Annotated in this window: 19 protein-coding genes; 8 read left to right on the forward strand and 11 right to left on the reverse strand. The window is 59.4% G+C overall.

All coding sequences use genetic code 11. From position 1 onward, the window contains the following. Positions 1-59: 59 nt before the first annotated feature. Complete coding sequence (locus tag WDN46_18660; protein ID MEJ0095348.1) at positions 60-1676, reverse strand: NAD(P)H-hydrate dehydratase; 1617 nt, start codon at positions 1674-1676, stop codon at positions 60-62. A 156-nt stretch (positions 1677-1832) separates the two neighbouring features. Between WDN46_18660 and hspQ the strand changes: the two genes are divergently transcribed. Continuing rightward, positions 1833-2162: a heat shock protein HspQ gene (gene hspQ, locus WDN46_18665; GenBank protein ID MEJ0095349.1), complete on the forward strand. Its 330-nt coding sequence runs from the start codon at positions 1833-1835 to the stop codon at positions 2160-2162. 39 nt (positions 2163-2201) lie between these two features. On the opposite strand, the gene WDN46_18670 is transcribed toward hspQ, so the two are convergent. Next, positions 2202-2906 (reverse strand): potassium channel family protein, encoded by a 705-nt coding sequence (locus WDN46_18670; GenBank protein ID MEJ0095350.1) that lies wholly within the window; start codon positions 2904-2906, stop codon positions 2202-2204. A gap of 473 nt (positions 2907-3379) precedes the next feature. Here WDN46_18670 and WDN46_18675 point away from each other — a divergent pair, with 473 nt between their 5' ends. The 4 genes from WDN46_18675 (at position 3380) to WDN46_18690 (ending at position 8360) form a co-directional block, all read left to right on the forward strand. Next, complete coding sequence (locus WDN46_18675; GenBank protein ID MEJ0095351.1) at positions 3380-4366, forward strand: hypothetical protein; 987 nt, start codon at positions 3380-3382, stop codon at positions 4364-4366. 120 nt (positions 4367-4486) lie between these two features. Beyond that, a complete protein-coding gene (locus WDN46_18680; protein ID MEJ0095352.1) occupies positions 4487-6259 on the forward strand; it encodes a c-type cytochrome in 1773 nt (590 codons plus the stop codon). Between the two features lie 431 nt (positions 6260-6690). Continuing rightward, positions 6691-7314 carry an NAD(P)H-dependent oxidoreductase gene (locus WDN46_18685; protein MEJ0095353.1) on the forward strand — a complete coding sequence of 208 codons (624 nt, stop codon included), beginning with the start codon at positions 6691-6693 and terminating at the stop codon, positions 7312-7314. Between the two features lie 50 nt (positions 7315-7364). Further along, on the forward strand, positions 7365-8360 hold the full coding sequence (locus tag WDN46_18690; protein ID MEJ0095354.1) for an aldo/keto reductase: 996 nt from the start codon (positions 7365-7367) through the stop codon (positions 8358-8360). A gap of 55 nt (positions 8361-8415) precedes the next feature. On the opposite strand, the gene WDN46_18695 is transcribed toward WDN46_18690, so the two are convergent. Then, positions 8416-9279 (reverse strand): transglutaminase family protein, encoded by an 864-nt coding sequence (locus tag WDN46_18695; GenBank protein ID MEJ0095355.1) that lies wholly within the window; start codon positions 9277-9279, stop codon positions 8416-8418. Between the two features lie 498 nt (positions 9280-9777). On the opposite strand from WDN46_18695, the gene WDN46_18700 reads away from it, so the two are divergent. After that, the gene (locus WDN46_18700; GenBank protein MEJ0095356.1) at positions 9778-10884 is read left to right on the forward strand and encodes an aliphatic amidase; all 1107 of its coding nucleotides are present in this window, start codon (positions 9778-9780) and stop codon (positions 10882-10884) included. A 702-nt stretch (positions 10885-11586) separates the two neighbouring features. Here WDN46_18700 and WDN46_18705 read toward each other — a convergent pair. The 8 genes from WDN46_18705 to urtA all read right to left on the reverse strand — a co-directional run bounded on the left by WDN46_18705 (position 11587) and on the right by urtA (position 20841). Continuing rightward, positions 11587-12954 (reverse strand): carbohydrate porin, encoded by a 1368-nt coding sequence (locus WDN46_18705; GenBank protein MEJ0095357.1) that lies wholly within the window; start codon positions 12952-12954, stop codon positions 11587-11589. A gap of 1310 nt (positions 12955-14264) precedes the next feature. Continuing rightward, entirely contained in the window at positions 14265-14600 is a 336-nt protein-coding gene (locus tag WDN46_18710; protein ID MEJ0095358.1) for a zinc ribbon domain-containing protein, read from the reverse strand. 10 nt (positions 14601-14610) lie between these two features. Beyond that, positions 14611-15840, reverse strand: coding sequence for a formamidase (fmdA, locus tag WDN46_18715; protein MEJ0095359.1), 1230 nt, complete (start codon positions 15838-15840; stop codon positions 14611-14613). 51 nt (positions 15841-15891) lie between these two features. Beyond that, positions 15892-16581, reverse strand: a complete 690-nt coding sequence (gene urtE / locus WDN46_18720; GenBank protein MEJ0095360.1) for an urea ABC transporter ATP-binding subunit UrtE — start codon at positions 16579-16581, stop codon at positions 15892-15894. A gap of 15 nt (positions 16582-16596) precedes the next feature. Beyond that, complete coding sequence (gene urtD, locus WDN46_18725; protein MEJ0095361.1) at positions 16597-17352, reverse strand: urea ABC transporter ATP-binding protein UrtD; 756 nt, start codon at positions 17350-17352, stop codon at positions 16597-16599. 12 nt (positions 17353-17364) lie between these two features. Beyond that, positions 17365-18522, reverse strand: a complete 1158-nt coding sequence (urtC, locus tag WDN46_18730) for an urea ABC transporter permease subunit UrtC (GenBank protein ID MEJ0095362.1) — start codon at positions 18520-18522, stop codon at positions 17365-17367. Between the two features lie 9 nt (positions 18523-18531). Then, positions 18532-19458: an urea ABC transporter permease subunit UrtB gene (urtB, locus tag WDN46_18735; protein ID MEJ0095363.1), complete on the reverse strand. Its 927-nt coding sequence runs from the start codon at positions 19456-19458 to the stop codon at positions 18532-18534. 117 nt (positions 19459-19575) lie between these two features. Beyond that, entirely contained in the window at positions 19576-20841 is a 1266-nt protein-coding gene (gene urtA / locus WDN46_18740) for an urea ABC transporter substrate-binding protein (protein MEJ0095364.1), read from the reverse strand. A 314-nt stretch (positions 20842-21155) separates the two neighbouring features. Here urtA and WDN46_18745 point away from each other — a divergent pair, with 314 nt between their 5' ends. Both WDN46_18745 and WDN46_18750 read left to right on the forward strand, forming a co-directional pair. Continuing rightward, the gene (locus WDN46_18745) at positions 21156-24539 is read left to right on the forward strand and encodes an ATP-binding protein (GenBank protein MEJ0095365.1); all 3384 of its coding nucleotides are present in this window, start codon (positions 21156-21158) and stop codon (positions 24537-24539) included. Then, entirely contained in the window at positions 24536-25456 is a 921-nt protein-coding gene (locus WDN46_18750; GenBank protein MEJ0095366.1) for a response regulator transcription factor, read from the forward strand. Before WDN46_18745 ends, WDN46_18750 begins: the two co-directional genes overlap by 4 nt. Positions 25457-25477: the final 21 nt, after the last annotated feature.

Here is a 25477-nt window from a genome sequence, read left to right on the forward strand (position 1 = left end):
TTTGCCTTCTCCCCCCGTCTCGGCAAGCCCCAAGCTAAATTAGCAAGCCACGCGCCAAATTAGAGGGCAGCCGGATCGAAAGCTTCGAAAAGAGCCCGCAGCACCGGCGGCAGGTTTTCCGGAATATCCTCCGCCACCAATCCAGGACCAAACTCGCGGGCGGCGGCGCCATGCAGCCAGACCGCCGCTGAGGCGGCCTCAAACGGCGGCATGGCTTGGGCGCAGAGGCCTGCGATCATGCCGGCCAGCACATCGCCTGAACCTGCTGTGGCAAGCCAGGGCGGCGACGTCTCGTCAATGGTTGCGCGGCCCTGAGGTTCTGCGACAACGGTATCTGGCCCCTTCAAGAGAACGACGGCGCCGCTCAAGGCCGCAGCCGCGCGGGTCCGCTCGAGTTTTGAGGCGGAGCGCAAGCCATGAAACGACGCATGCAGAACCTCAGCGTTTGGCTCCAGTTCCCTCCATTCATCTTCGTGATCGGCAGTCAAATCGCCAAACAGCCGGGCGAATTCTCCGTCATGGGGCGTCATGATGACGGGGGCGTGGGAGACCTTGATAGCTTGCGCAAGGCCGAAGGCGCGCCCGGCAAAACTGGAGAGGGCGTCAGCGTCAAGGATGACCGCGCGGGGATCTGCCGCCTCCGCGCCAATCCGAAGCGCCGTCAGAGCCATCTTCCTCGTCGCTTCTCCGACGCCAAGACCTGGGCCGATGACGAGCGCATTTTTGCGGCGATCTTTCAAAATGGCGGCAAGCTCATCCGGTCCATCGCAAATTGCGGTCATAATGGCGGTTAGCGCCGCCGCATGGACCGCGAGCGCCTCCTTTGGAGTCGCCACGGTGACAAGGCCCGCCCCAGCGCGCAAGGCGCCTCGCGCTGCAAGCCGGGCGGCGCCGGTATGCGCCAGGCCGCCCGAGAGGACGACGGCGTGGCCGCGCGAATATTTGTGGCCGTCAACGCGCGGAATCGGGAAAAGACGGCCCCAGGCGCCCGGCTCATTGGCCAGGGCTTTCGGCTTGATGACCTCGAGCGCTGCATCCGCTATGCCAATATCGGCGACGACCGTTTCGCCGCAATGGACGCGCCCCGGCAGCAGCAGATGGCCCGGCTTTCGGCGAAAGAAAGTGATTGTGCACCGCGCCCGGACGGCAACTCCGCGAACCTGCCCGCTGGATCCGTCGATTCCAGAAGGAACGTCGATCGCGAGGATGGGTTTTCTTCGCGTCTTCGACCATTCATTGAGGCGCGTGACCGTCGCGCTGGCGAGGCCATCGAGATCGCGGGCGAGTCCCGCGCCAAACAGCGCGTCAATGGCCAGATCAGCGGCTTCCAGATCGAGGGCGTCGATCGGCAAAATATCGCCGTCCCAGGCTTTGGCGGCCGAAGCCGCATCGCCGCGCAAGCTCTCGGCCTCGCCAAGCAATCCGAGCGTGATCGAAAAGCCCTTCGCCTTCAGAAGGCGCGCTGCGACAAAACCATCGCCGCCATTATTGCCGGGCCCACATAGGACCGCGACGCGCCCCTGCGGGGGGGCTAGCGACGCTGCCTCGCGGGCGACCGCCGCGCCCGCGTGCTCCATTAGGAAAGATCCCGGCGCGCCGGCGGCGATGGTCAGCCTGTCGGCTTCGGCCATTTCCGCATTTGTCAAAAGTTCGGAGTGGGAGGACGCTAGCGACATTGGTGAGGACCGTCCTGTTTTTTGCCGGCATCGTCAAAGTTGACCTCGTCCGCGGCAGAAGCTACCCATATAAGATTCGGAAGGTCCGTCGTTACCACCGGTGTCCATCGTCCGTATTTCCTTTCAAGCCGCGGGATCGACGGTAGGCTGCGCTTTATGAAACCCCTTATAGCGAAGTTCGGCATAGGCCAGGTCGTCAAGCACCGGAAATATCTGTTCCGGGGAGTTATTTACGACGTCGATCCGGTGTTTTCGAACACGGAGGAGTGGTGGCAATCGATCCCCGAAGAGGTTCGCCCCCGCAAGGATCAGCCGTTTTATCATCTCTTCGCTGAAAACGCCGAAACTGAATATGTCGCCTATGTTTCGGAGCAAAATCTTCTGCCCGACACATCCGGCGATCCGGTCCGCCATCCCCAGGTCGAAGAAATGTTCGTTCGCGCTCAGGGCGGCGGCTATCAGATCAAGCCCGCCCGGCAGAACTAAAGCGCGACCAGCAAAAGCCGCTGCCTGGAGCTGCGCGTTTCAGCGCAGATTTGCGCGGCCCTGAATTTCGAGCGTGACGAGCCGCGCGAGCAAGGTCGCGGGATAAAGCTGCCCGATAATGCCTTCAACATTGCAGAGCGCGCGCGCCATCGGATGCACCGGGACGATATCACCATAGCCGATTGAAGTCAGGGTCACGAAGCTGAAATAGATCAGATTGCTCGAGAGCGCTGGATCCTTGGCTATGGTCAGGCCCGAAAAGCCTTGGGGGGCCAGCAAGCCAACGAAAGTGAAGAACCCCGCGAAAGCCAGCCCGATGGTCAGATACAGCAGAACGGCGCCATTGATGCGGTGATAGGTCACTCGACCAGGTGCAAAAACCGCTCCGGCGACCACCCAGATCAACGCGAGTTCGATCAGCAGCCAACCGCTAGCCTCAAGATATAGATCGAAATTTGATTCGACGCGGACGCGCCCCACAATGGAGGCGACAACCAAGCTAACCCCGATCGATATGACGATTACTAAAGTGAGCTGTCTCGACTGCACAAGGATGCAGGCCGCCAGCAAAATCACGAGGAAGAATCCGTAACCATGGACTGATATTGTCCCCGCCGCGTGGAGGGGAATGATGACGAAAATCAGAACGATCAACAGCCCGGTCAGCGCCGTGAGAAACGGATCCCGCATCTCGTCGCGGGCGCGGGCAAGTCGCATTTTGGCGTCGTGATCGAGTCTGGGCATCAAAAGACCAATCCAACTTCAATCCGGGAAACCTTAACGCAAGTTCGAAGCGGGATCATGCATGAAACAACGAAGGTCGGGGCTGATTGCTTCAGAGCGGGGCTTTGGCCCGCGGCGTCGGACGAGGGTTCGCGCTCAGGAAAGCCGTTCCGCCTCGCGCCGCAGCGCAATTTTGAGCGCGCCGGCTGAAGATGTGGGGGAGTTTAGACCGTCGAGAACAAGATCGTCGTCGGTTGCGCGTTGCGGCGACAGCCGCCATTTTGATGAGCAGCCTTGTCATTTCACCGGTTATCGGCGCACGCGACGAATAGATTGCGCTCGCCGGCCGGGTCTCGTCGAGGGCATTGCCACTCTATATCCGCAAAGGTATCCTGCCGGGCGATCCGCTATCACGCGCGCGTGTCTTTGAGGCGCAAGTATGTGCTGTTATATGACGCAGAGAATAGCTGTTATAAGGCAAGGACGACTTCAGAATGACCAAGGAAAGAGCATCCCTCGGCGCCTCGGCGCAAGGAATTTGTTTGGCAGCCTTCGTTGCTATTGGAGCAACCGTCGCCGCTAACGCTGCGCCGGCGGTTATTGAGCTTCCGGGCGATCGCGCCTTTCCAGAAAGCATCACGTCGACGTCGGACGGAACGCTCTACGTCAGCAGCTTGGCCAGCGGCGGCGTTCTTCGCGTTCGGCCCGGAGAATCGCAAGCCGAACCGTGGATAAAGCCGGGCGCCTTCGATACCCGGTCGACATTCGGCGTGCTGGCCGATGAACAATCGAACACTCTTTGGGTCTGCTCGAACGACGCATCTTCGATTGGCGTCCCTGGACCAAGTTCAGTCAAGGGCGCCTATCTGAAGGGATTTGATCTAAAGACAGGCGAAGGAAAATTCAGCGCCGCGCTCCCGGGCGAGCGCGCGCTTTGCAATGATATGACATATGGGCCGGACGGGTCCCTCTATGTAACCAATACCTTCGCTCCAGAAATTCTCCGGCTAAAGCCCGGCTCCAAGCAGTTGGAAGTCTGGGCGTCGGATCCTCTGTTACAGCCCCCGCCAAACGGCGCCGGCTTGGATGGGATTGCGTTCGGCGGCGACGGAAACGTTTACGTCAACACATACACGCCAAGCGATTTTTTCCGCGTCGATGTGAAAGACGGCGTGGCCGGCAAAGTCACTAAATTGAAGCCGTCGCGGCCGCTTACTAATCCGGACGTTATTCGGGCGCTTCACGGCAATAGCTTTTTGATGATCGAAGGCGGTGGAAGTCTCGACCACGTGACCGTAACCGGCGACGATGTTGCGATAGAGACGATCAAGGATGGTTTCATTCAACCCACCGGCGTCGCCAAGGTTGGAGACACGGCATGGGTGGCGGAAGGCCAACTCTCGAGCCTCGGATATCCGGCTAAGGGCGACGCGCCGAGGCTTCCGTTCCGCGTTTACGCCGTACCACTATCCTTGCACTAAAAAGATCCTCCAGCGGAGCTGTTAGCTGCTGGTCTGGCCGATGGAGCCAATTGCCTGATAAGATGAAACGCTGGCGGTGCGGGCGCTGCTCGACCGCCTTAAATTGGGGGAGTTTGGCGAATGAAATATCGCATGAAGAGTGGCGGGCGTACTTTGCCGACTGCGACGGCTGGCGTCCTGATCGCCGCCGCTCTGCAGCTGGGCGGCGCATCCGCGCAAGAGGCTGGCGCGGCGCGTCCGCAGGATGCTTGCGTCGGCGACGCCGGCGGCATCACCTTGCCGCGCGGTTTCTGCGCGACGGTGTTCGCGGATAATATCGGTCATGCCCGACAGCTCGTGGTCGCGCCGAACGGCGTCGTCTACGTCAACACTTGGAGCGGTCGCTATTACAAAAATGACAATCCGCCGGCTGGGGGATTTTTAGTCGCTCTCAAGGACACCAAGGGCGATGGCCACGCCGACGTGACTGCCCGCTTCGGGGAGTCGTTCGCCGAGGGAAGCCACGGCGGGACGGGCATTGGCCTTTATAAGGATGGCCTCTACGCCGAAGTCAATGATCGCATCATTCGCTTCGCCTTGTCGGCCGGCGACGTCGCTCCCAAAGGCAAAGCGGAAACGATCGTCTCCGGCATGCCGGTTACCGGCGATCATCCCATGCATCCTTTCATCATCGATCAGGATGGTAATATTTTGGTCGATCTAGGCTCCGCGACGAACGCCTGCGAGGAAAAGAACCGCATGCCGCAGTCGCCTGGAAACGAGCCATGCAAGGAACAAGAAACGCGCGGCGGCGTCTGGCGCTACGACGCGAATAAGACCGGCCAGCAATTCTCGCCCGCGGAACGCTATGCAACGGGCATTCGCAACGGCGAAGGCTTCTCCTCCGACGCGGCAGGGCGGATCTTCGTGACGCAGCACGGCCGCGATCAACTCTATGAAGACTGGCACCAGTTCTTCACCGCTCAACAGGGTCAAGACCTTCCCGCGGAGGAAGTGGTTCAGCTGGTGCGCGGCGGCGATTACGGATGGCCGAAGTGCTATTTCGACAATAGCCAGCAGAAGCTAGTGCTCGCTCCGGAATATGGCGGCGACGGCGGCAAGAAGGTCGGCGCTTGCTCAGAGAAAAAAGGGCCCGCAGCGGTGTTTCCGGGGCACTGGGCGCCAAACGATCTGAAATTTTATAATGGCAAAGACTTTCCGGCCGCCTACCGGGGCGGAGCCTTCATCGCCTTCCACGGTTCGTGGAATCGGGCGCCGGGTCCCCAGGGCGGCTACAACGTAGTCTTCCAGCCCTTCGCCGACGGCAAGGCCTCTGGTCCTTACGCGGTCTTCGCCGATGGCTTCGCGGGAGCCGTAAAGGAGCCTGGAAGGGCTACCTACCGGCCATCGGGTCTCGCTGTGGGACTGGACGGCGCGCTCTACATCACAGACGATGTGCTCGGGCGCATTTGGCGCGTAACCTATAAAGGCGCCCCCAACGCCGCCGTCGAGGCGGCCCCAGCGCCTGTCGTAGCCGCTTCGACCTCGGCTGGCGCCTTGCCGCCGGAAGGCGTTCATCCGGACGCCGGCCTCCCGACGCCTCCAGGCGCGACCAAGGAGCAGGTTGCGCTGGGCGGCCGCATCTTCCTCGGCGAGGTCGGCGGCGCAACATGCGCCGGCTGTCATGGAACGGACGCCAAGGGCACCCCGGTGGGAGCCGATCTCACCAGCGGCAAGTGGCTGTGGAGCGATGGAAGCCTTGAGGGCATCACAAAGACGATCGTCAACGGAGTTCCGGAGCCGAAGGAGCACAATGGCGCTATGCCGCCGATGGGAGGCGTAGAGCTCTCTCAGGCCGAGATAGCCGCCACGGCTGCCTATGTTTGGGCTCTGGGTCACCAGAACGCGCCTTGAACGGACCAAAAGCGGCGAGCTCTATGTTCGCCGCTGATTGCTCCGCGAACCGCTGAGATCGATGGCCTTGCAACAAGGTCTTGATGAGAGGGCAGAGGCTCTCTCATCAAATGCTAAATGCAGCACCGCTGAACACGCCTCCGCCGAGAGGTCGCAAACGCGATCCCTGTCCGCTCGGACGCTGCGTCCTTCCTCGACGGCGCGTCCTTACGAGTAAGGGACAGCGCAAAAGTCGGATGCTAACCGGATGGGCTTGCGCCGGTCGCCTCATGATCAGGCTGTTTTTCAAGTCAACTTATTGCGTCGCGTCGGTCTCCGCGCCCTACCCGCTCGCGATAGTCCTTCTTAGCGCTTCGGTTTGGCAGGCCGAGGACGCCCAATGACCGCCGAACCATTCGAACAGCCAATTTACAGAAGGGAAAGAAACAGCCATGCATTTGCTCCACGTGGAAGGATCCCCCCGCAAGCAGCGATCGGCGTCGATCGAGGTCGCGCGCAGCTTCATTGACACTTGGCGGGCGCGTCATCGCGAAGCGACTGTCGATACGCTCGACGTCTGGACCACCGATTTGCCTCCCTTCGACGGCCCGGCCCTCGACGCCAAATATGCGGGGCTCGCCGGTCAAGCGCGAACGGACGAACAGGAACGGGTATGGAGCGAGATCAACCGTCTCGCCGAACGCTTTCGCCGCGCCGATATATTGCTGTTCAGCGTGCCAATGTGGAATTTTGGCATTCCGTACCGCCTGAAACATCTCATAGATGCAGTCTCTCAGAAGGACGTGCTGTTTACATTCGATGAGCGCGGCCTGCTCGGTCTGCTTAGCGGCCGCAAGGCCGTGACGATCGCGGCGCGGGGGGTCGGTCTCGAAGAGGGTTTTCCGGCGGCGGACTTCGATTTCCAAACTACCTATATGCGGATGTGGTGCCGCATGGTCGGCGTCGCGGACCTCCACACCATAACTGTCGAAAAAACTCTCTTCGGGCCTGAAGCCGATCTACCGTCGCGGACCAAGGCTAAGGCGGACGCCGCCGAACTGGCCAGCGCGATCTAACGATCGGCGCTGGCGCCATCCCGGTCGGGCTAGCGATAAGGAAACTAAGGATGAAAACGCGCAAACTTGGAAAGAGCGGGCTTGAAGTCTCGGCGCTGGGCTTTGGCTGCATGGGCATGAGCTGGGCCTATGGGCCAGCCGGAGATCGCGCGGCGATGATCGCCTTGCTGCGGGACGCGGTCGATCTCGGCGTCACCTTCTTCGACACGGCGGAAGTCTATGGTCCCTTCGTTAATGAGGAGCTGGTCGGCGAAGCCCTTGCGCCGGTTCGCGACAAGGTGATCATCGCCACCAAGTTCGGGCTTGCGCTTGATCCGAAAGGCGGTCCGCAACCAATCGGAGTGAACAGCCGTCCGGATCATATCAAAGCTGTCGCCGAGGCTTCGCTGAAACGGTTGAAGACGGAGGCGATCGATCTCTTCTATCAGCACCGCGTCGATCCTGGCGTGCCGATCGAGGATGTCGCCGGAGCTGTCGCCGATCTGGTGAAGGTGGGAAAAGTGAAGCACTTCGGTTTGTCCGAAGCCGGCGCCGGCACGACACGGCGCGCGCACGCCGTCCATCCCGTCGCAGCCTTGCAAAGCGAATACTCCTTGTGGACGCGCGATCCGGAAACGGAGATTTTGTCCACGCTCGAGGAGCTGGGAATAGGTTTTGTGCCATACAGCCCACTGGGACGCGGCTTCCTCACTGGCGCGGTCAAGGCCGATACGAATTTCGATGCCTCTGATTTCCGCAGCAGAAATCCGCGATTTGCGGCCAAAAGCCGTCAACGCAATATAGCGCTGGTCGACCAGCTGACGGCCATCGCGTCAGCCAAGGGCGTCACGCCGGCGCAATTGGCCCTCGCGTGGCTGCTCGCGCAGAAAGATTGGATCGCGCCCATTCCCGGCACGCGCAAGAAAGCGCGCCTCGAGGAAAATATCGGCGCCGTCGATATCGTTCTCGCCCCTCGGGATCTCAAAGAAATCGAGGCGGCGGCCCCTGCGCTCGCTTTCTCCGGCGAGCGATATCATCAGGCCGGCATGGCGATGGTTGGCCTCTAGCATATTGATCCGAGGCTCCGACGGCGCTTTGCGCCGCGAGCATGGAGCCATGCGCTCAAGGTTGGAAAGTTGCCTGCGCCTCGCCGGCGTTCGAGACCGATGACGGCGGAGGCAACTCAGTGACATCATAGGCCCAGACGCGAAACGATTTTAGGACATGCGGGCCGAACGAGTTGATGAGAGGAATGTCCGCCGCGTCGCGCCCGCGCGCCACGACTATGCGCCCGATCCGCCGCACATTATTGCGAGGATCGAAGGTCCTCCAGCGCCCGCCGAGATACACTTCGATCCAGGCGCTGAAGTCCATCGGATCGACAATGGGCACGCCAATATCGCCGAGATAACCGTTGATGTAACGCGCGGGAATATTCATGCAGCGGCATAGGGCGATGGCGAGATGAGCGTAGTCGCGGCAAACGCCGATGCGTTCCTGATAGGCCTCGAAGGCCGTTCGAGTGGAGCGAGCGTTGTGATAGCCGAATGTGATCTGCTGCTTTACGAAGTCACAGATCGCCTGCACCCGTCTCCATCCTGGCGCAACGCGCTCGAATAGGTCCCACGCGATCTGGCTCAGTCTGTCGGTCTCGCAGTAGCGGCTTCCCATCAGATAGACGAGGCAGTCGTCCGGCAGCTGCGCCACGGGGATCTCCTCAGCGTCAGGATCGAGCGGGTCGAGAGCTCCATCATCCTCGACCGTGCCATCGCCCCAGATTGCAAGGTCGCCAGCCGGCGCGACGAAGCGGCGGCAGACATTGCCGAAAAGATCGTGATACGTCCTCGTGGCGATGGTGGGAGTGGTGATCACCTTCTCAGGGGATCTGACGTCAGCCAGCCTCTCGTCGTGAACGGTCAGTAGGCACACCATGGCCGTCGGCTGCGCGCAGTTGATCGTGATGTCATAGCCGTATCTGATCAGCATCCAATCCCCGCTCTCTGAAGCCGCATGAGCGATGGCCCTCACAAGGCTGGGCGCCCACCGGCAGCGTATGTGCGAATTTCTTTGCGGGTCTGTCGCCGGCCGATCTCCGCGCCTCGGAGGCAAATTTTAGCTGCGGCTCACATCACCTGCGTAAAAGCTTATTCTCCCTAAAGGATAAAATCAAACAAAATCAAGCAAATATAGAACCGGTGCAAATACGCAGGAGGCCGCGCGCCGATAGGCCGGAACGGCCACGCAGAACTCTCAGAGGCGAAGGATCACGGGTTCGATTTAGCGCGGATTACTTAAATCTGTTACAGTCGAGTTTAATTGCGCTCGACGCCCTTTGGCCGCCATATTGCGCCAACGACATGGCGCCGAAGATTTCAATTTGCGCCTCGACATCTGGCGCCGTCCTTGCGCATTAATTGGCCTGTCGTTCGACAAGCCCCCGGCTTCCCGACAACTTTGGCTATTTCCTAAGCAAGGAGCGCATCCATGATGCATGGTGATATTTCGAGCAGCAACGACAGCGTCGGCGTTGCTGTCGTCAACTACAAAATGCCTCGGCTTCACACCAAAGCCGAGGTTTTGGACAATGCGCGAAAAATTGCCGATATGGTAATCGGGATGAAGAGCGGCCTGCCCGGCATGGACCTCGTCATTTTCCCCGAATATTCGACCCACGGCATCATGTATGACGAAGCCGAAATGTATGCGACCGCCTCCGTCGTGCCCGGCGAAGAGACGGCGATCTTCGCCGCCGCCTGCCGCAAGGCCAAAGTCTGGGGCGTGTTCTCGCTGACTGGCGAGCGTCACGAAGAGCATCCGCATAAAGCGCCCTATAACACGCTCATTCTGATGAACGACGAGGGCGAGATCGTTCAAAAATACCGCAAAATAATGCCATGGACGCCAATCGAGGGCTGGTATCCGGGCGACCGCACTTATGTGTCGGATGGGCCGAAGGGTCTGAAAATCAGCCTGATCATCTGTGACGACGGCAACTATCCGGAAATCTGGCGCGATTGCGCAATGCGCGGGGCGGAGCTGGTAATCCGTTGCCAGGGCTATATGTATCCGGCGAAAGAACAGCAGATCCTCATGTCGAAGGCGATGGCCTTCGCCAATAATTGCTATGTCGCCGTGGCGAATGCGGCAGGGTTCGACGGCGTCTATACTTACTTCGGCCATTCAGCGCTCATCGGCTTCGACGGCCGCACCTTGGGCGAATGCGGCACCGAGGAAATGGGCATTCAATATGCCGGCCTTTCGAAATTCCTCATCCGCGATGCGCGCAAGAATCAGCAGTCCGAGAACCACCTCTTCAAACTGTTGCACCGCGGTTATACAGGCCTGATCAATTCCAAAGAGAATCAACCTGGCCTCGCCGAATGCCCTTATGATTTCTATCGGCGCTGGATCGAAAATCCGGAAGCTACGCGTGAGGCCGTCGAGGCGATCACCCGGCCCGCGCTCGGCACTGAAGAATGCCCCATCGATGGAATTCCGCCGGCCGCAAAAGCTAAAGCGCCCATGAAGTTGTCTGAAGCGCGGCAGAAAAAGGGCGCATCGACTCGGCCGCTCAAAGCCGCTTCGAGATAGATCGGGCGGAAGTCAGACTTCTAGTCTTAGCACGTCACAAACCATCCGCCTCATCGATCGCATTGTCAGAACCGACTCGATGAGGCGTTCGCCGGGCGCGCGAGCCAGCGTGAACATCGTGGCGTCGTCGACGTATTCAAGCATGCGTAGCACGCGCGCGTCGGCGGCTGCGTGATTCACCTAGGCCACAAGGCTCCGGCCCGAGCGAACGCTGTCTCTATCGTCGTCTCGCGCGTTCCAATTGCCTGCCATCGTCGAGCGACCCAACCAATCCTGCACGATCAATGCAGCGCGAATCTTTTGGCATCGCCAACCGCCTGAGATCGCTCCAAGACGGTTAAGATAGCGGACCTCGAGGCCTGCGCGTCAGCATTCGCCATCGATCCGCATATCTTCGACGGTTTTCCTCAATGCCGAAATGAAGACGCGCGCTCCCGCGCGGGGACTGCAGCTGGCCTAACGCCATATGCCGATATCAGCGCCGCGACTTCCACCGAGCCACAGCGTCAGACGGTTGCAAAGCCCCCGCCGCTAGCGCGCGCAACAATCGGCTGCTTCGGTCGATTCGGAAGGGACCACCTTAGCCCAACGGGCCATGGTCTCATTCGCCGGCCGGGCTATTCTCTTGCAGCAAATACAAAACAGCCGACGGGCAAAAGCTCGTCGGCTGTCAGCATCTGTCGTTATGTCAGCCGTTGCGGATCAGCCTTTAGCCGATGCGCCCAGCAAGATCCCGATTGGGACAACAAAAGTTCCGCCGATATAAACGCCGTCTTTCGGACGGGCCGCCGTTACCGGATTAAAGAAGCTGTTAGGGTTGATGAGGTATTGAAACACCGGCTCGAAAGCAAGACCCTCCGGCAACTCGATATGGGCGTTGGCCTCGATAATATATTTGTTGCGGTTGAACGGAGCGCCGCTGCCTCCAGCCGCGAAATTCGCCGCGGCCAAGTAGGAGTTATAATTCGGATTCAGCTGCTCCCAATTGAACTTGAGGCCAAATCGATCGTCAGGACGGCCTGCAAACGGCGACATCAATTTGGCGCCGACGTAGACAGAGGTGGAAATCGGAACCGTCGAATCGATTGCGGTGCCGGCGCTGCCGTAGAGAGCAACCCTCATTGGCGCCGCGTTGGTGGCGTCTTTTCCGCCATCGGCGCGCCAGACAACCTGCTCGCCTTGGAAGACGACGCCAGTCGTCACGGGTTGCATCTTTACAGGGCCGCCGAACGCGGTGGCGACGTTGAAGTCTTCGTGAGGCACGGTGTTGAGGAAACCTGTGACCGAAAAGGTTCCCGGATAGGTGGTTGTCTTAAGGGTCGTCTTCGAGCCGATTTCCGCCATGCCGATGACGCCCTTCGGATCCTCTTGGTCAAACCACCTGTAGCCCGTCTGGGAGTTTGGGCCTGGGCTGCCAGAAAACACGCCAGCCTCAGCGTAAATAGGCGAGTCCGTTTTATAGGCTAGATTCGCGCCCCAGACACCGCGCTGCGGCGAGGTCCAACCAGCGTTCTCGTAGAGAATGTCCTGGAAGCAGCTGTTGATCGAATCGCAGTTCGGAGCCGCGTAATAGCGATCCGCATGCGTTTTACCGATTTCGAAATCGAGCCTGTCATCAAACAGCTTCTGCTCTAGGGTCATGACAGAAAGCCAAGCGGTAGGCGGCGTAAATGGGGGTTGAAAGCCCGTCGTGCTATCGCCGATTTGGGGAGCGAGATTCAAGTTCTCGACAATGCCGAAGAACGTATTTTCATAATGGAGCGAGGTGCCGTTGAAACCTAGGGTCTTGCCTAGATCAATGTCGCCTCCGACGATGAAATAGGCTGCGTTCGAGTAGCGTCCCGTCACCAAGCCAGCGCTCGGGTTGCCCTGAACGAAATCAAGCGCCAAAGCGTGAAACGTATAACCTTGCGCAGCCAATGGCGCGAAGATCGGGGCGAGCGGTCCGTTGAACCCGGGCGCCACGTCCGGCTTCACAAGTCCCACCACAAGGTTGGGGTTGACATCCCCCGGCTCCGCGCCGGGGGGCGCTTCAGCAACGCCCTGTTGCGCGAATGCGCCCGATGTCAAGCTTAGGAACGCAGCGAAGGACAATCCGCTGATGATGCTTGACCGAACCCTTCGTCCTTTTGATAGCGACGCCGGCGATGGCGGGCGAGATGCGGGCGAAGCAGTTGTTTTCGACATTATGAACTCCCATGGATAAGTCAGACCATGAATCAAGAGGCCTCTCGACCAGCGTGCATTCGGATCTGGAGTAACTGCGGCAGCTCCGCCATCGCAGGACATTCTAGTAGACCTCGTGCGCTGCAAGCCCTCACAGCGCTCGCATTCAAACCGTATGAATAGCGTCGCGGCCTCTTGATCTGCGGCCGCACGCTCACTTGCCCGCGCTTCCATCAAACAAATATCGGCTCACGATTCTGAGGCCGATTTCCGTAACGGAAACGGGCCTATTCGCTTCGATTTAGCGGCGATCGATTAACTGCGCCGGCGGCAGCCGATAGCCGAGGCGATGTTCCAGAAGTCTCCCTACTGTGCATTTGTCATTTGCGCGTAGTCGCTCAAACTACTTTACGCATCTCTCATGCTCTAAATTAGATTCCGTGAACGCGTCATGTCAATCAGTCTAAAACTCGTTGTTCTTTACAGTGATATCATTGTCACAGTGAAATAGCCGGTCAATGAGCGAGGCCAAACGTATTCTGAAAATATAGCTTTGGGGATAATCAAGGCGATCAAGGCAACCGCATCGTTCGGAAACTAGGCAACATATGCGGGATGATGACCGAACATTAGTCAACACGACTACGCATTAGCGCCTAGCTGACCATTTTCGGTCCAGCATGGCGGGTGAAATCGAAACGGTTTTATCAACGTTTTCGCGCGCCCACCGGCGCGGCCCTGACAATACCTCCAGAACAAAGCTAATCGCGCGCAGGCTTGCGACACTTTGACCCTTGATTATCGATTTGAACGCTGGCCGGCGAAAAACCAACTTCTTATATTCGTCAGTCATCATTGACGCCGCGATTGTGGGGGCTGAGACTATCTCGCAGTCCAATAAGGCCGGTCTATCGACGCTATACGCGTCGAGCCGCGATTGCGCGGCGCATCAGCTCCCGCGGAGCCGGCGAGGCTCCGACATCACGCTATATCTGTTCGGGCGGGCGAGGGATTGAGGCTTCAGCCTGGTTGCGCGGCGCGGGCGGCGCATCGCGCTTAAAGATCGAGCATGATCGCTCCAATGAGTCGACCATGCTCCTGATTCGTTTATCTCAACGCATGACCACGAAAAGTCCGCAACTTTTCGGGGTCATGTTCGCTCTCTCCAACGCATGACCTTGTCCGAAAAGTCAGCAACTTTTCGGGGCCATGCTTTAGTGACTAATCATCCAGGGCCGGCTGTTAGGGAAGGTTTTGGCCCCTGAGCCCGCGGCTTTGGTCCGTGCGGACTTGGCCCCTGCCCCGCAGCATCCGCAGTTCGCGCCATGCCGAACGCCCGCGGACCGGCGAGGCTCGTTCGCGCTGCGTTCGTTGGTGGCGTGAGCGACCCGAAGTCCGGCATCCATTCCCGCGATCGCAGGAGCGGTCAGAAACGCCCGCGGCGCTTCCACACCGCAGTTCGGACAGGAATAGGCATCGCGATACTCGGCCATTGGTCGAAATGCGGCGAATGGGCCGCACTCCTCGCAGGAATAATCGTAAACGGGCATAGCGCGCGCCTCACAGATCGGGCGCGAGAGGCATGTCGATGCCGCCCTTGATGAATTTCTGCGGGCCGGCAGCGGTCGGGCTGATGTCGAAGTCGAAAATTTGAGTCGGCAGCCACAGGGTAGCGCAAGCGTTAGGAATATCGACCACGCCGGAAATATGTCCCTGGACGGGGGCCGTGCCCAAGATCGAATAGGCCTGCGCACCGGAGTAGCCGAACTTCTTCAGATACTCGATCGCGTTGAGGCATGCCTGACGATAGGCGACGTTGACGTCGAGGTAGTGCTGGCCGCCATGCTCGTCGACCGAAATGCCCTCGAAGATCATGTAGTCATTGTAATGGGGCGTGATCGGGCTCGGCTTGAACATCGGGTTTTTGACCCCGTATTTGGCCATGCCGTCCTTAATGACATCCACTTTGAGGTGGATCCAGCCGGCCATTTCAACGGCGCCGCAGAATGTGATCTCGCCGTCGCCCTGGCTGAAATGCAGATCGCCCATCGACAGCCCTGCGCCCGAGACATATACGGGGAAATAGATCTTCGATCCGCGCGACAAATCCTTGATGTCGCAATTGCCGCCGTGCTCGCGCGGCGGCACGGTGCGCGCTCCCTCGGCGGCCGCCTGGTCTCTCGCCGCGCCCTTCATGCGGCCCATATGGGCTGTCGGGCCGAACGGCGGATTGGCGAGCGGCGGAACTCGCGTCGGATTGGTGGCGATAAAATCCACCTCGCGCTTGTTCCAGGTATCAAGAAGCTTCTTATCCGGCAGACAACCAATAAGGCCGGGATGGATCAGGCCGGCGAAACGCACGCCCGGAATATGGCGCGATTTCGTGAACATGCCTTCAAAGTCCCAGATCGACTTCTGAGCCTGGGGGAAATGGTCGGTGAGAAACCCGCCGCCGTTTTTCTTCGAAAAAAAGCCGTTAAAACCCCACTGACTATCGGGCTTGGCTCCGATATCGAGAATATCTACGACGAGCAGGTCGCCTGGCTCCGCGCCTGCAACGCCGACCGGGCCGGAAAGAAAATGCACGATCGACAGATCGATGTCGCGGACATCCGACGCGTCGTCGTTGTTCTTGATAAAGCCGCCCGTCCAGTCATAGGTCTCGATGATGAAATCATCGCCCGGCTTCACCGTGGCGACCATCGGAATGTCCGAGTGCCAGCGATTGTGAACCATGTCGTTTTCGTAAGCTGACTGTGAAAGATCGACCTTGATCAAGGTTTCCGGCATTTGCATCTCCTTGGTTTACATTTGATTTTCTGAGGTGGGACTGGCGCGGCCCTAAACGGACAGGAAGCTCGCGACCTTGGCCTCGTCGATATTCTTGCGTTCGTCGGCATGGACAATCTCGCCATTCTCGAGAACGAGAACCCTGTCGGCGATGTCGAGCGCAAAACTAAGCACTTGTTCGGAGACGACGATCGACAGGCCGCGCTCATCGCGAATGCGTTTCAACGTCCGGCCCATATCGCGTATGATCGACGGCTGGATGCCCTCCGTCGGTTCATCGAGGAGCAGCACTTTGGGCTTTGAGGCCAGAGCGCGCGCGATCGCCAGCTGCTGCTGCTGTCCGCCCGATAAATTGCCTCCGCGCCGATTCTTCATTTCGAGCAACACAGGGAACATCTCGTAAAGATCGCCGGGGACGCGCCGCTCTCCGGAAACGGTCAGGCCCGTCTCGATGTTTTCCTCGACGGTCATCGTCGAGAAAATCATGCGCCCTTGCGGCACATAAGCGATGCCTTTCGCAACGCGCTCGAAGCTCTTCAATTTCGTGATGTCGACGCCGCCGACGCTGATCGACCCTGTTTTGCTTGGCGCAATCCCCATCAGAGACTTCATGAGCGTCGTCTTGCCCATGCCGTTGCGGCCCATAATCGCGACGATCTCTCCTGGCTGCACATTGAAGCTGAGCCCGTGCAGAACCTCGCTTTGGCCATAGGCTACGTGCAGATTGACGATGTTGAGCATGTTCTTCGGCTCTCCTCAATGTCCGAGATAGACTTCGATGACCTTGGGGTCGTTCTTGACCCGCTCCATCGAGCCTTCGGACAAGACTTTGCCCTGGTGCAGCACGGTGACCCGGTGCGCAATATCTTCGACGAATTTCATGTCATGCTCGATCACAAGGACAGAGCGACCCTTGATGATCTTGTTGAGGAGCTCTGCGGTTTTCACGCGCTCGCTGACGCTCATGCCGGCGACCGGCTCATCGAGCATAAGAAGTTCGGGATCCTGAATCAGCAGCATTCCGATCTCGAGCCATTGCTTCTGCCCGTGGCTCAGAAATTCGCCGCGCTCCTGGAGATGATCCTGCAGAAAGATCATCTCGGCGATCTCGGCGATGCGTTCGCGCACCGCCGCATCGCGCCGGAAGGCCAAGGCCCCAAACACCGAGCGTCCGCGCGGATAAGAGATTTCCAGATTCTCGAACACCGTCAGGTCTTCATAGATCGAAGGCGTCTGAAATTTGCGGCCAACGCCCGCCGTGACGATATCGCTCTCGCTCATCCGGCACAATTCCTGACCGCGGAACTTGATCGAGCCGGAGCTCGCGCGCGTCTTGCCGCAGATCAAATCGAGCACTGTCGTCTTGCCGGCCCCATTGGGGCCGATGATGACCCGGATCTCATTGGGGTCGATGTAAAACGATACGTCGTCGACCGCCTTGAAACCATCGAACGATACAGTGAGGCCTTCGACGGCGAGAACGAAGTCAGATTGCTGTTCGGTGCTGATCATTTTTCACTTTCCTTATTCGGCCGGGGCGCCAGGCTTGACAGGCGCGCCGCTTGAGGCGACGGACCCTTTCCTAGATTGCCACAGCCTGATCAGACGCGCTTCGATATGGGTGCGGTAGATGCCCGCAAGGCCGTCCGGGAAGGCGAGAACGACGCCGATGAAAAGCGCGCCAAGGCCAAACAGCCAAAGCTCGGGAAAGCTCTCGGAGAAGCTTGTCTTGGCCCAATTGACGAGGAGCGTGCCATAGACCGCGCCAAAGAGGGAGATTCGCCCGCCGACCGCCGTATAGATCACCATGTCGATCGATGGGACGATGCCGACAAGCGAGGGCGACATGAAGCCGACCTGCAGGGTAAACATAGCGCCGCCGATCGAGGCGAACACCGCCGCAAGACAAAAGGCGAAGATCTTGAAGTTCGCGACCGAATATCCGGAGAAGCGAACGCGGTCTTCCTTGTCGCGCATGGCGACCAATATTCGGCCCAGCTTTGAGCGTTTGACGAACTGGGCGGCGAGGATGCAAGCAAAAAGCGTGATCCCGCTAACGAAGTAGAGAATGACCTTGGCGTGATCGGTCCGAATGTCCCAACCGTTCAGCGTCCGCAGATCCGTCATGCCGTTGACGCCGCCGGTATATCCCTGCTGCCCAATGATCAGAATCGTCAAGATGGCCGCGATCGCTTGGGTGATGATCGCGAAATACACGCCGCCGACGCGGCGCTTGAACATGGCGAAGCCAATGACGAAGGCGAACGCGGCCGGAACGGTCAAAATAATGATGATCGTCAGCGCAAAGCTATGGAACGGCTGCCAGAAAAACGGCAGCGAAGTGATCTGATTCCAATCCATGAAGTCGGGGATGCCCGGCGTCGACTGGATTTTGGTGTTCTCGACGCTCGAGGCCTCTAGCTTCAGGAACATCGCCATGGCGTAGCCGCCAAGACCGAAAAAGACGCCCTGGCCAAGGCTGAGAATGCCGCCATAGCCCCAGCACAAGACAAGACCCAGCGCAGCGAAGGCATAGGTCAAATATTTGCCGACGAGATTGAGACGGAACGCATCCAACCAAAGCGGCAGGACCAAAAATATCAGGGCTGCGAGCACTGCGAGGCCGACGTATTCCATCGGCTTCATGAAGGGGGATTCGTGTATCTTGGAATCGTATTTCATGGTCGAACCTCAGCGCCGAACTTTGAGCGTAAAGAGACCCTGCGGCCGCAGCATGAGAATGATCACGACGCCGAGCAAGGTGAGAACCTTGGCCATCGAGCCCGAGAGGAAAAACTCCATCGTCGATTGAGCCTGCGAGATCGTGAACGCCGAGGCGATTGTTCCGAGAAGGCTCTGCGCGCCGCCAAAGACCACGACCAAGAAGGTGTCGACGATATAAAGCTGGCCGGAAGTCGGGCCCGTCGAGCCGATCATCGTGAAGGCGCTGCCCGCGACGCCGGCGATGCCGCAGCCGATGCCGAATGTGTACCGATCGACTTTTTCCGTGTTGATGCCGACGGCTCCCGCCATGACGCGGTTTTGCATCACGGCGCGCACCTGCTTGCCCCAAACGGACCGGTAGATCATCAACGCCACTGCGACCGTGATGAGGATCGTGAGGCCCATGACGAAGAGCCCATTGATCGGAATTTCCGTCGATCCGCCGAGATTGATCGAACCTAGCATCCAGGCCGGAAGCTCAACTCCAACCTCGCGCGCGCCGAACACCGAGCGATAGGTTTGCTGAAGGATCAGGCTGACGCCCCAGGTGCAGAGCAATGTGTCGAGAGGCCGCTTGTATAGGCGCTTGATCAACGCCCATTCAACCAGCATGCCAAGCGCCCCCGCGGCGACGAAGGCGAGCGCCATAGCGATGAAAAAGTAGATGCCGAACAGGCTCGGAAGATAAGCCTGAAAGAAGTTCGACGTCAGATAAGTCATATAGGCGCCGAGGATCATGAACTCCCCGTGCGCCATGTTGATCACCCCCATCTGGCCGAAAATGATGGCGAGACCCAGCGCCATCAGGACGTAGACGGAGAAAAGGATGAGACCAGCGAAACCCTGCATCACGAAAATAGAGCCGAGATCGGCCAGCGAGTAATCGCCGAACATAAGTTATCTCCTGAATAATGCGTCTGCCGCTGAATTCGGGCCTTGCATCAAACGGGCCAACAAATCGCGCCAAACGGCGCGGCCTAAGACCGCGCCGGCGAGCATTGTCGATCGAGGTTATTGATAGCCCTTCGGGAAGGGATTGGGTTCGATCAAGTCCGGTGATTCGTAGACAATGTCAAACTGACCATCGAGCCGAGCATGCCCAACGCGCGTGTGCGACCAGAGGTGGTGGTTTTCGTGAATCCGGACATAGCCTTCGGGAGCGCCTTTGAACTCGATCCCGGGCGAGGCGGCCGCGATCTTGTCGACATCGAAGCTGCCGGCTTTCTCGGCGGTCAGCTTCCACAGCCACGGGCCGAGATAGGCCGCCTGGGAAACGTCGCCGATCACGGTTTTCGGTCCCCACATCTTGTGGAAATTCTCGACGAAAGTCTTGTTGTTATCGTTCTGGACCGATTCAAAATATTTCATGCATGAGAAGGCGCCGGCGATATTGTCGCCGCCGATGCCGTCGATTTCATCTTCCGTGACCGAGATCGTCAGCAGCAGCTGCTTCGACAGATCGACGCCGGCCGCCTTCAGCTGCTTGTAGAAGGCCACGTTGGAGCCGCCGACGACGTCGGCGAAGATAACGTCGGGCTTCTTCAGCTTGATCTTGTTGATGACGGAATTGAATTCGGTATGTCCGAGCGGGAAATATTCCTCGCCGACGACCTTGCTGTCCTTCAGCACGTTTTCAATGTGCTTGCGCGCGATCTTGTTCGAGGTGCGCGGCCAAATATAATCCGAGCCAATCAGGAAGAAAGACTTGGCGCCTTTTTCCTTCGTGATCCAGTTGAGGCCGGCGAGGATCTGCTGGGTTGCTTCCTGACCGGTGTAGATGACGTTCTTGGATTGCTCGAGACCCTCGTAGAAGGTCGGATAATAGAGCATGCCGTTGTACTGCTCCAAAACCGGCAGCACGGCTTTACGCGAGGCCGAGGTCCAGCAGCCCATGATGGCGGCGCATTTGTCGCTGACGAGAAGTTTTTTGGCTTTTTCGGCGAAAGTCGGCCAGTCGCTGGCCCCGTCCTCCTGAATGATTTTGATCTGGCGGCCGAGAATGCCGCCCTGCTTGTTGATCAGATCGATCGCCAGCTTTTCAGCTTCGATCGAGCCCGTTTCGGAAATAGCCATGGTGCCGGTGACGGAATGCAAAATGCCAACCGTCACGTCCGTGTCGGTGACCGCGAGGCCGGTCGTATTGATCGCCGAGGTCGCCGGGGGCGCGTCCGCGAAGGCCATTCTGGGCAGAACCGCCATCGCCGGAACAGCCGCCATGCCCATCAGCAGCTTTCGGCGCAGGTTGGACTGGAGACCTCGATCCTTATCAATCGTCATTATTTGACCCTCTGCCGCAGTTGGAGCTTGCAGTACACGGCCGTGTACCTATGGTCGAAGAATGCGACGAATTGTGCAATGCACACATACGTCGATTGACGTATATTGAAGCTCGGCTCGCAGACGCGGCGTCCGCGGGCCTTCATCGGAGGGCGGACGCCCGGGCCTGGCAGGTAGCTCATGGCAGGCAGAACATTGAGCTCCGTATCGCGCGCCCGCGCATGTTGGGCGCGACGCATGGGCGCGCCTATACGGGATCGCGAGCGGCTACCTAATGCCCAGACGAAGCTGCGCGGCAAGGGTCGGCGAAGCCAATGAGCGGGCGACAGCGAATCCTTCCGGTTCGCCGCGAATACAATCAATGGGTCGCCAACCAGACGCTCGAGGATTTTGCGCTGCGCTTTACGGCGAAGGGCGCGCGCCGGTGGTCGACCTTGCGGGTTGCGCAGACCGCCATTGGCGCCATTTCATTTCTTGCGCTCGAAGCGATCGGCGCCGTCATAACGCTCAGTTACGGCTTCACCAACGCCGCAGCCGCAATCATGGTCGTCAGCGCCCTGATTTTCGCGCTCGGCCTGCCGATCGCCTATTATGCCGCCCGTTATGGCGTCGATATCGATCTTCTCACCCGAGGAGCGGGCTTCGGCTACATCGGGTCGACGATCACATCGCTGATCTACGCCACATTCACATTCATCTTTTTCGCCATAGAAGCGTCGATCATGTCGATGGCGCTGCAACTCTGTTTCGGCGTTCCGCTGCCCCTCGGCTATCTCATCAGTTCGATCGTCGTGATCCCGCTCGTGACGCACGGCATCACGTTCATCAGCCGCTTCCAACTCTGGACCCAGCCCCTCTGGATTGCGCTCAATCTGCTCCCTTTCATCTTCATCGCCTTTCAGGACCGGCAAGCGATCGAAGCCTGGGTGCAGTTTCCAGGCTCGCAAACCGGAACCGCCGCCGCGTCCTTTAATATACTCGCCTTCGGCGCCGCCGCCTCGGTTGTCATCGCTCTCGTCGCCCAAATCGGCGAGCAAGTGGATTTTTTGCGCTTCCTGCCAGCCAACAGCGACAGACCGACGGCTGGTTGGTGGACGGGCTTGCTGGCGGCGGGTCCCGGCTGGATCATCTTCGGAGGATTGAAGCTGTTCGCCGGATCCTTTCTCGCCGTGCTCGCGCTTCGGCATGGGACCTCGGTCGAGCACGCGAGCGATCCCACCCACATGTACGAGATCGCATTCCGCTATGTGACGCCCTCCCCCGGATTGGCCATCGCGCTGACGGGCGCCTTCGTGATCGTCTCGCAACTGAAGATCAATGTAACGAACGCCTATGCGGGCTCGATCGCCTGGTCGAATTTCTTCTCCCGCCTGACGCATCGCCATCCGGGACGCGTGGTCTGGCTCGTCTTTAACGTTGCGATCGCGCTCCTCCTCATGGAGCTTGGCATCTACAGGGCGCTGGAGCACACGCTTGGCTTCTACTCGATTGTGGCGGTCGCCTGGGTCGGCGCGCTGGTGTCAGACCTCGTCGTCAACAAGCCGCTTGGGCTGAGCCCGCCTCATATCGAGTTCAAGCGCGCTCATCTTTACGACATCAACCCGGTCGGCGTCGGCGCGATGGCCGCGGCGACCGCACTTGGGTGCATCGCCTTCACCGGCGCGCTCGGGGACGCGCCGCGCGCCCTGGCCCCGTTCGTCGCCCTCGTCACCGCCTTCGTGACGGCCCCGATCATCGCGGCGGCCACGCGCGGCAGATATTACTTGGCTCGCAAGCCGCGGGCGCATTGGCGGCATAAGTCGGAAATCGTCTGCCGTGTCTGCGACAACAGCTTCGAAACGGAGGACATGGCGTTCTGTCCGGCCTTTTCCGGGCCGATCTGTTCGCTTTGCTGCACCCTTGATGCGCGTTGCCACGATCTCTGCAAGCCGCAAGGCAAACTCGGAAACCAGGTGCTCGGGATTCTCAAAAAAAGCTTTCCGGCCGCCATCGTGACGCGGCTGCAGTCCCGATTTGGACGGTTTGCCGGGCTGATATTCGTGCTCACCTCGATAACGGCGCTGATCCTTTTTCTCATCTATGTCGAAGCGATCGCCGCCGATCCGGGGAGCAGCGCGATCATCGCGCGAACGCTCTGGAGCGCTTTCTTCGTCCTCTTGATCATAGCTGGGATCGCGGCGTGGCTCTTCGTTCTCGCGCACGAGAGCCGGCAGGTCGCGCAAGAGGAGTCCGCCCGACAGAATATGCTGCTTCTGCGCGAGATAGAGGCGCATAAGCGCACGGACGCTCAGCTTCAGAAGGCCAAAGAGGTCGCGGAGGCTGCGAATTTCGCCAAAAGCCGCTACGTCGTCGGCATCAGCCACGAGTTGCGGACGCCGCTTAACGCAATTCTCGGCTACGCGCAGTTGCTTGACCGGGAGCCGGCGATTCCAAGCGGTCGTCAGGGCGGCATCCGGGTCATAAGGCGCAGCGCGGAGCATCTTTCCGGGCTGATCGACGGGCTGCTCGACATCTCGAAGATCGAGACGGGCCGTCTTCAGCTGCAACGCAATGAAGTCCACATCCGCAGCTTCCTCGACCAGCTCGTCGATATGTTCAGGCTGCAGGCGGAAGCCAAAGGCCTCGAGTTCCGCTTCAGCTCCGCGGACAACCTTCCCGAGGTCGTCTACACCGACGAGAAGCGCCTGCGCCAAATTCTCATCAACCTTCTGTCGAACGCCCTCAAATTTACGGAAACCGGCTTCATATCGCTCAAGATCGCCTACCGAACCCAAGTGGCCGAGTTTAGCATTTCTGATTCCGGGGCCGGGATTTCGAACGACGACCTCGGGCGCATCTTTCAACCTTTTGAGCGGGGCAGCGCGCCGAGCGCGCGGGCGACGACAGGTTTGGGGCTTGGACTGACGATCACGAAGCTCCTCGCCGAGATTCTCGGCGGCGATATTTCAGTTGCGACGGAACTTGGCGAGGGCAGCACTTTCAAGGTCCGCCTGATGTTATCGCCCGTTATGCAGCCGAGCGCCGCCCCGCCGCTGCCGACGCCGCCGCGAATATATGGTTACAGAGGGACGCGCCGCACGATCCTCGTCGTTGACGACAATCCCGATCACCGCGACCTCATTCGCGAGCTTCTGGCGCCGCTTGGATTCATTGTGTTGACGGCGGGCGACGGCGCAACTTGCCTCGCCATCGTGGAGGAGATGCAGCCAGACCTTTTCATCCTCGATATTTCGCTGCCCGGCATAAACGGCTGGGATTTGGCGCGAACTCTTCGCGATTCCGGTCAAGCCAATGCGGCCATTCTCATGATGTCCGCCAATATCGGCGATGCTCAGCTCGGAGGCGACGAAGGCAACGCTTATGACGACACCTTGCCGAAGCCGTTCGACGTAAGGCAGCTCTTTGATCGGCTGCAGGCCCTGTTGCAGTTGGAGTGGATCGACGAGCCGGTTCGACCCGCGCCGCATGTGCTCGCGCGCGCGACGGTCACGCCTCAGCCGCCGCGGCTGGACGAGCTTTTGCACCTCACCCGCATTGGGTACATTCGGGGCATTGAGGCAAAGCTCGCCGAACTCGAAGCGGAGGAGCCCGAAACGGCAGCGTTCGTCGATGAAATGCGCGTGCATGTCCGCGCATTCGACATCCCGCGTCTCTTGGCGCGGCTCGAGGCGATCAGCGCCGACGAGCCGCTGCCATGAGCGAACCGCTTCAAGAGCGCAACATTGTCCTCGTCGTGGACGATTCGCCTGACACTTTGAGTCTTCTGACCGACGCTCTTGAACAGGCGGGGGCGACCGTGCTCGTCGCCGTGTCGGGAGAAATTGCGCTCGATCTCGTCCGGCGCATCACGCCTGACATTATCTTAATGGACGCCATCATGCCCAAGATGGACGGCTTTGAGACCTGCCGCCGTCTGAAGAGCAACAATGCCGTTTCGCATATTCCCGTCATCTTCATGACAGGGCTGAGCGAAACCGAGCACATTGTGCAGGGGCTCGACGCCGGCGGGGTCGATTACGTCACAAAGCCGATCGCCCCAGACGAGCTTTTGGCGCGAATTCGCGTCCATTTGGCGAACGCCCGCGCCTCCCAGAGCGCCCGCATGGCGCTCGACGCCACCGGCCGGTTTCTACTAGCGGCCAATGCCGCAGGACGCGTCCTCTGGTGCACGCCGCAAGCGACAAAATTGCTCGAAGCGGCGCTGCCGAGCCGCGATGGGAGTTTCGTTTTTCCCGAGACGCTGCGCGCGCGTCTCAAATCGGTCTCTGAACGGAGCGCGGAATCTGGACCTTTCTCGCTGCCGAGCTCCACCGGGCAAAAACTTCAATTGTCGTTCCTCGGCCAGATCGGCGATGACGAACTTCTGTTCCGCCTGACGAACGAACAGGCGACGACGGACCAGCTGGCGGTGCTGAAACAGCAGTTCGGCCTCACGCCGCGCGAATCCGAGGTGTTGCTCTGGGTGGCGCAAGGCAAGGCAAATCGGGATATTGGAGAGATTTTGAGCCTCTCGCCGCGAACGGTGAACAAGCATCTTGAGCAGATTTTCACCAAGCTTGGCGTCGAAAATCGCGCCACCGCCGCTGCAATCGCCGTCCGCGCCCTCAGTTCCTAGAGCGATTTTCGAAACCGGTGA

It is taken from the genome of Methylocella sp. (assembly GCA_037200525.1).
Lineage (GTDB): Bacteria > Pseudomonadota > Alphaproteobacteria > Rhizobiales > Beijerinckiaceae > Methylocapsa.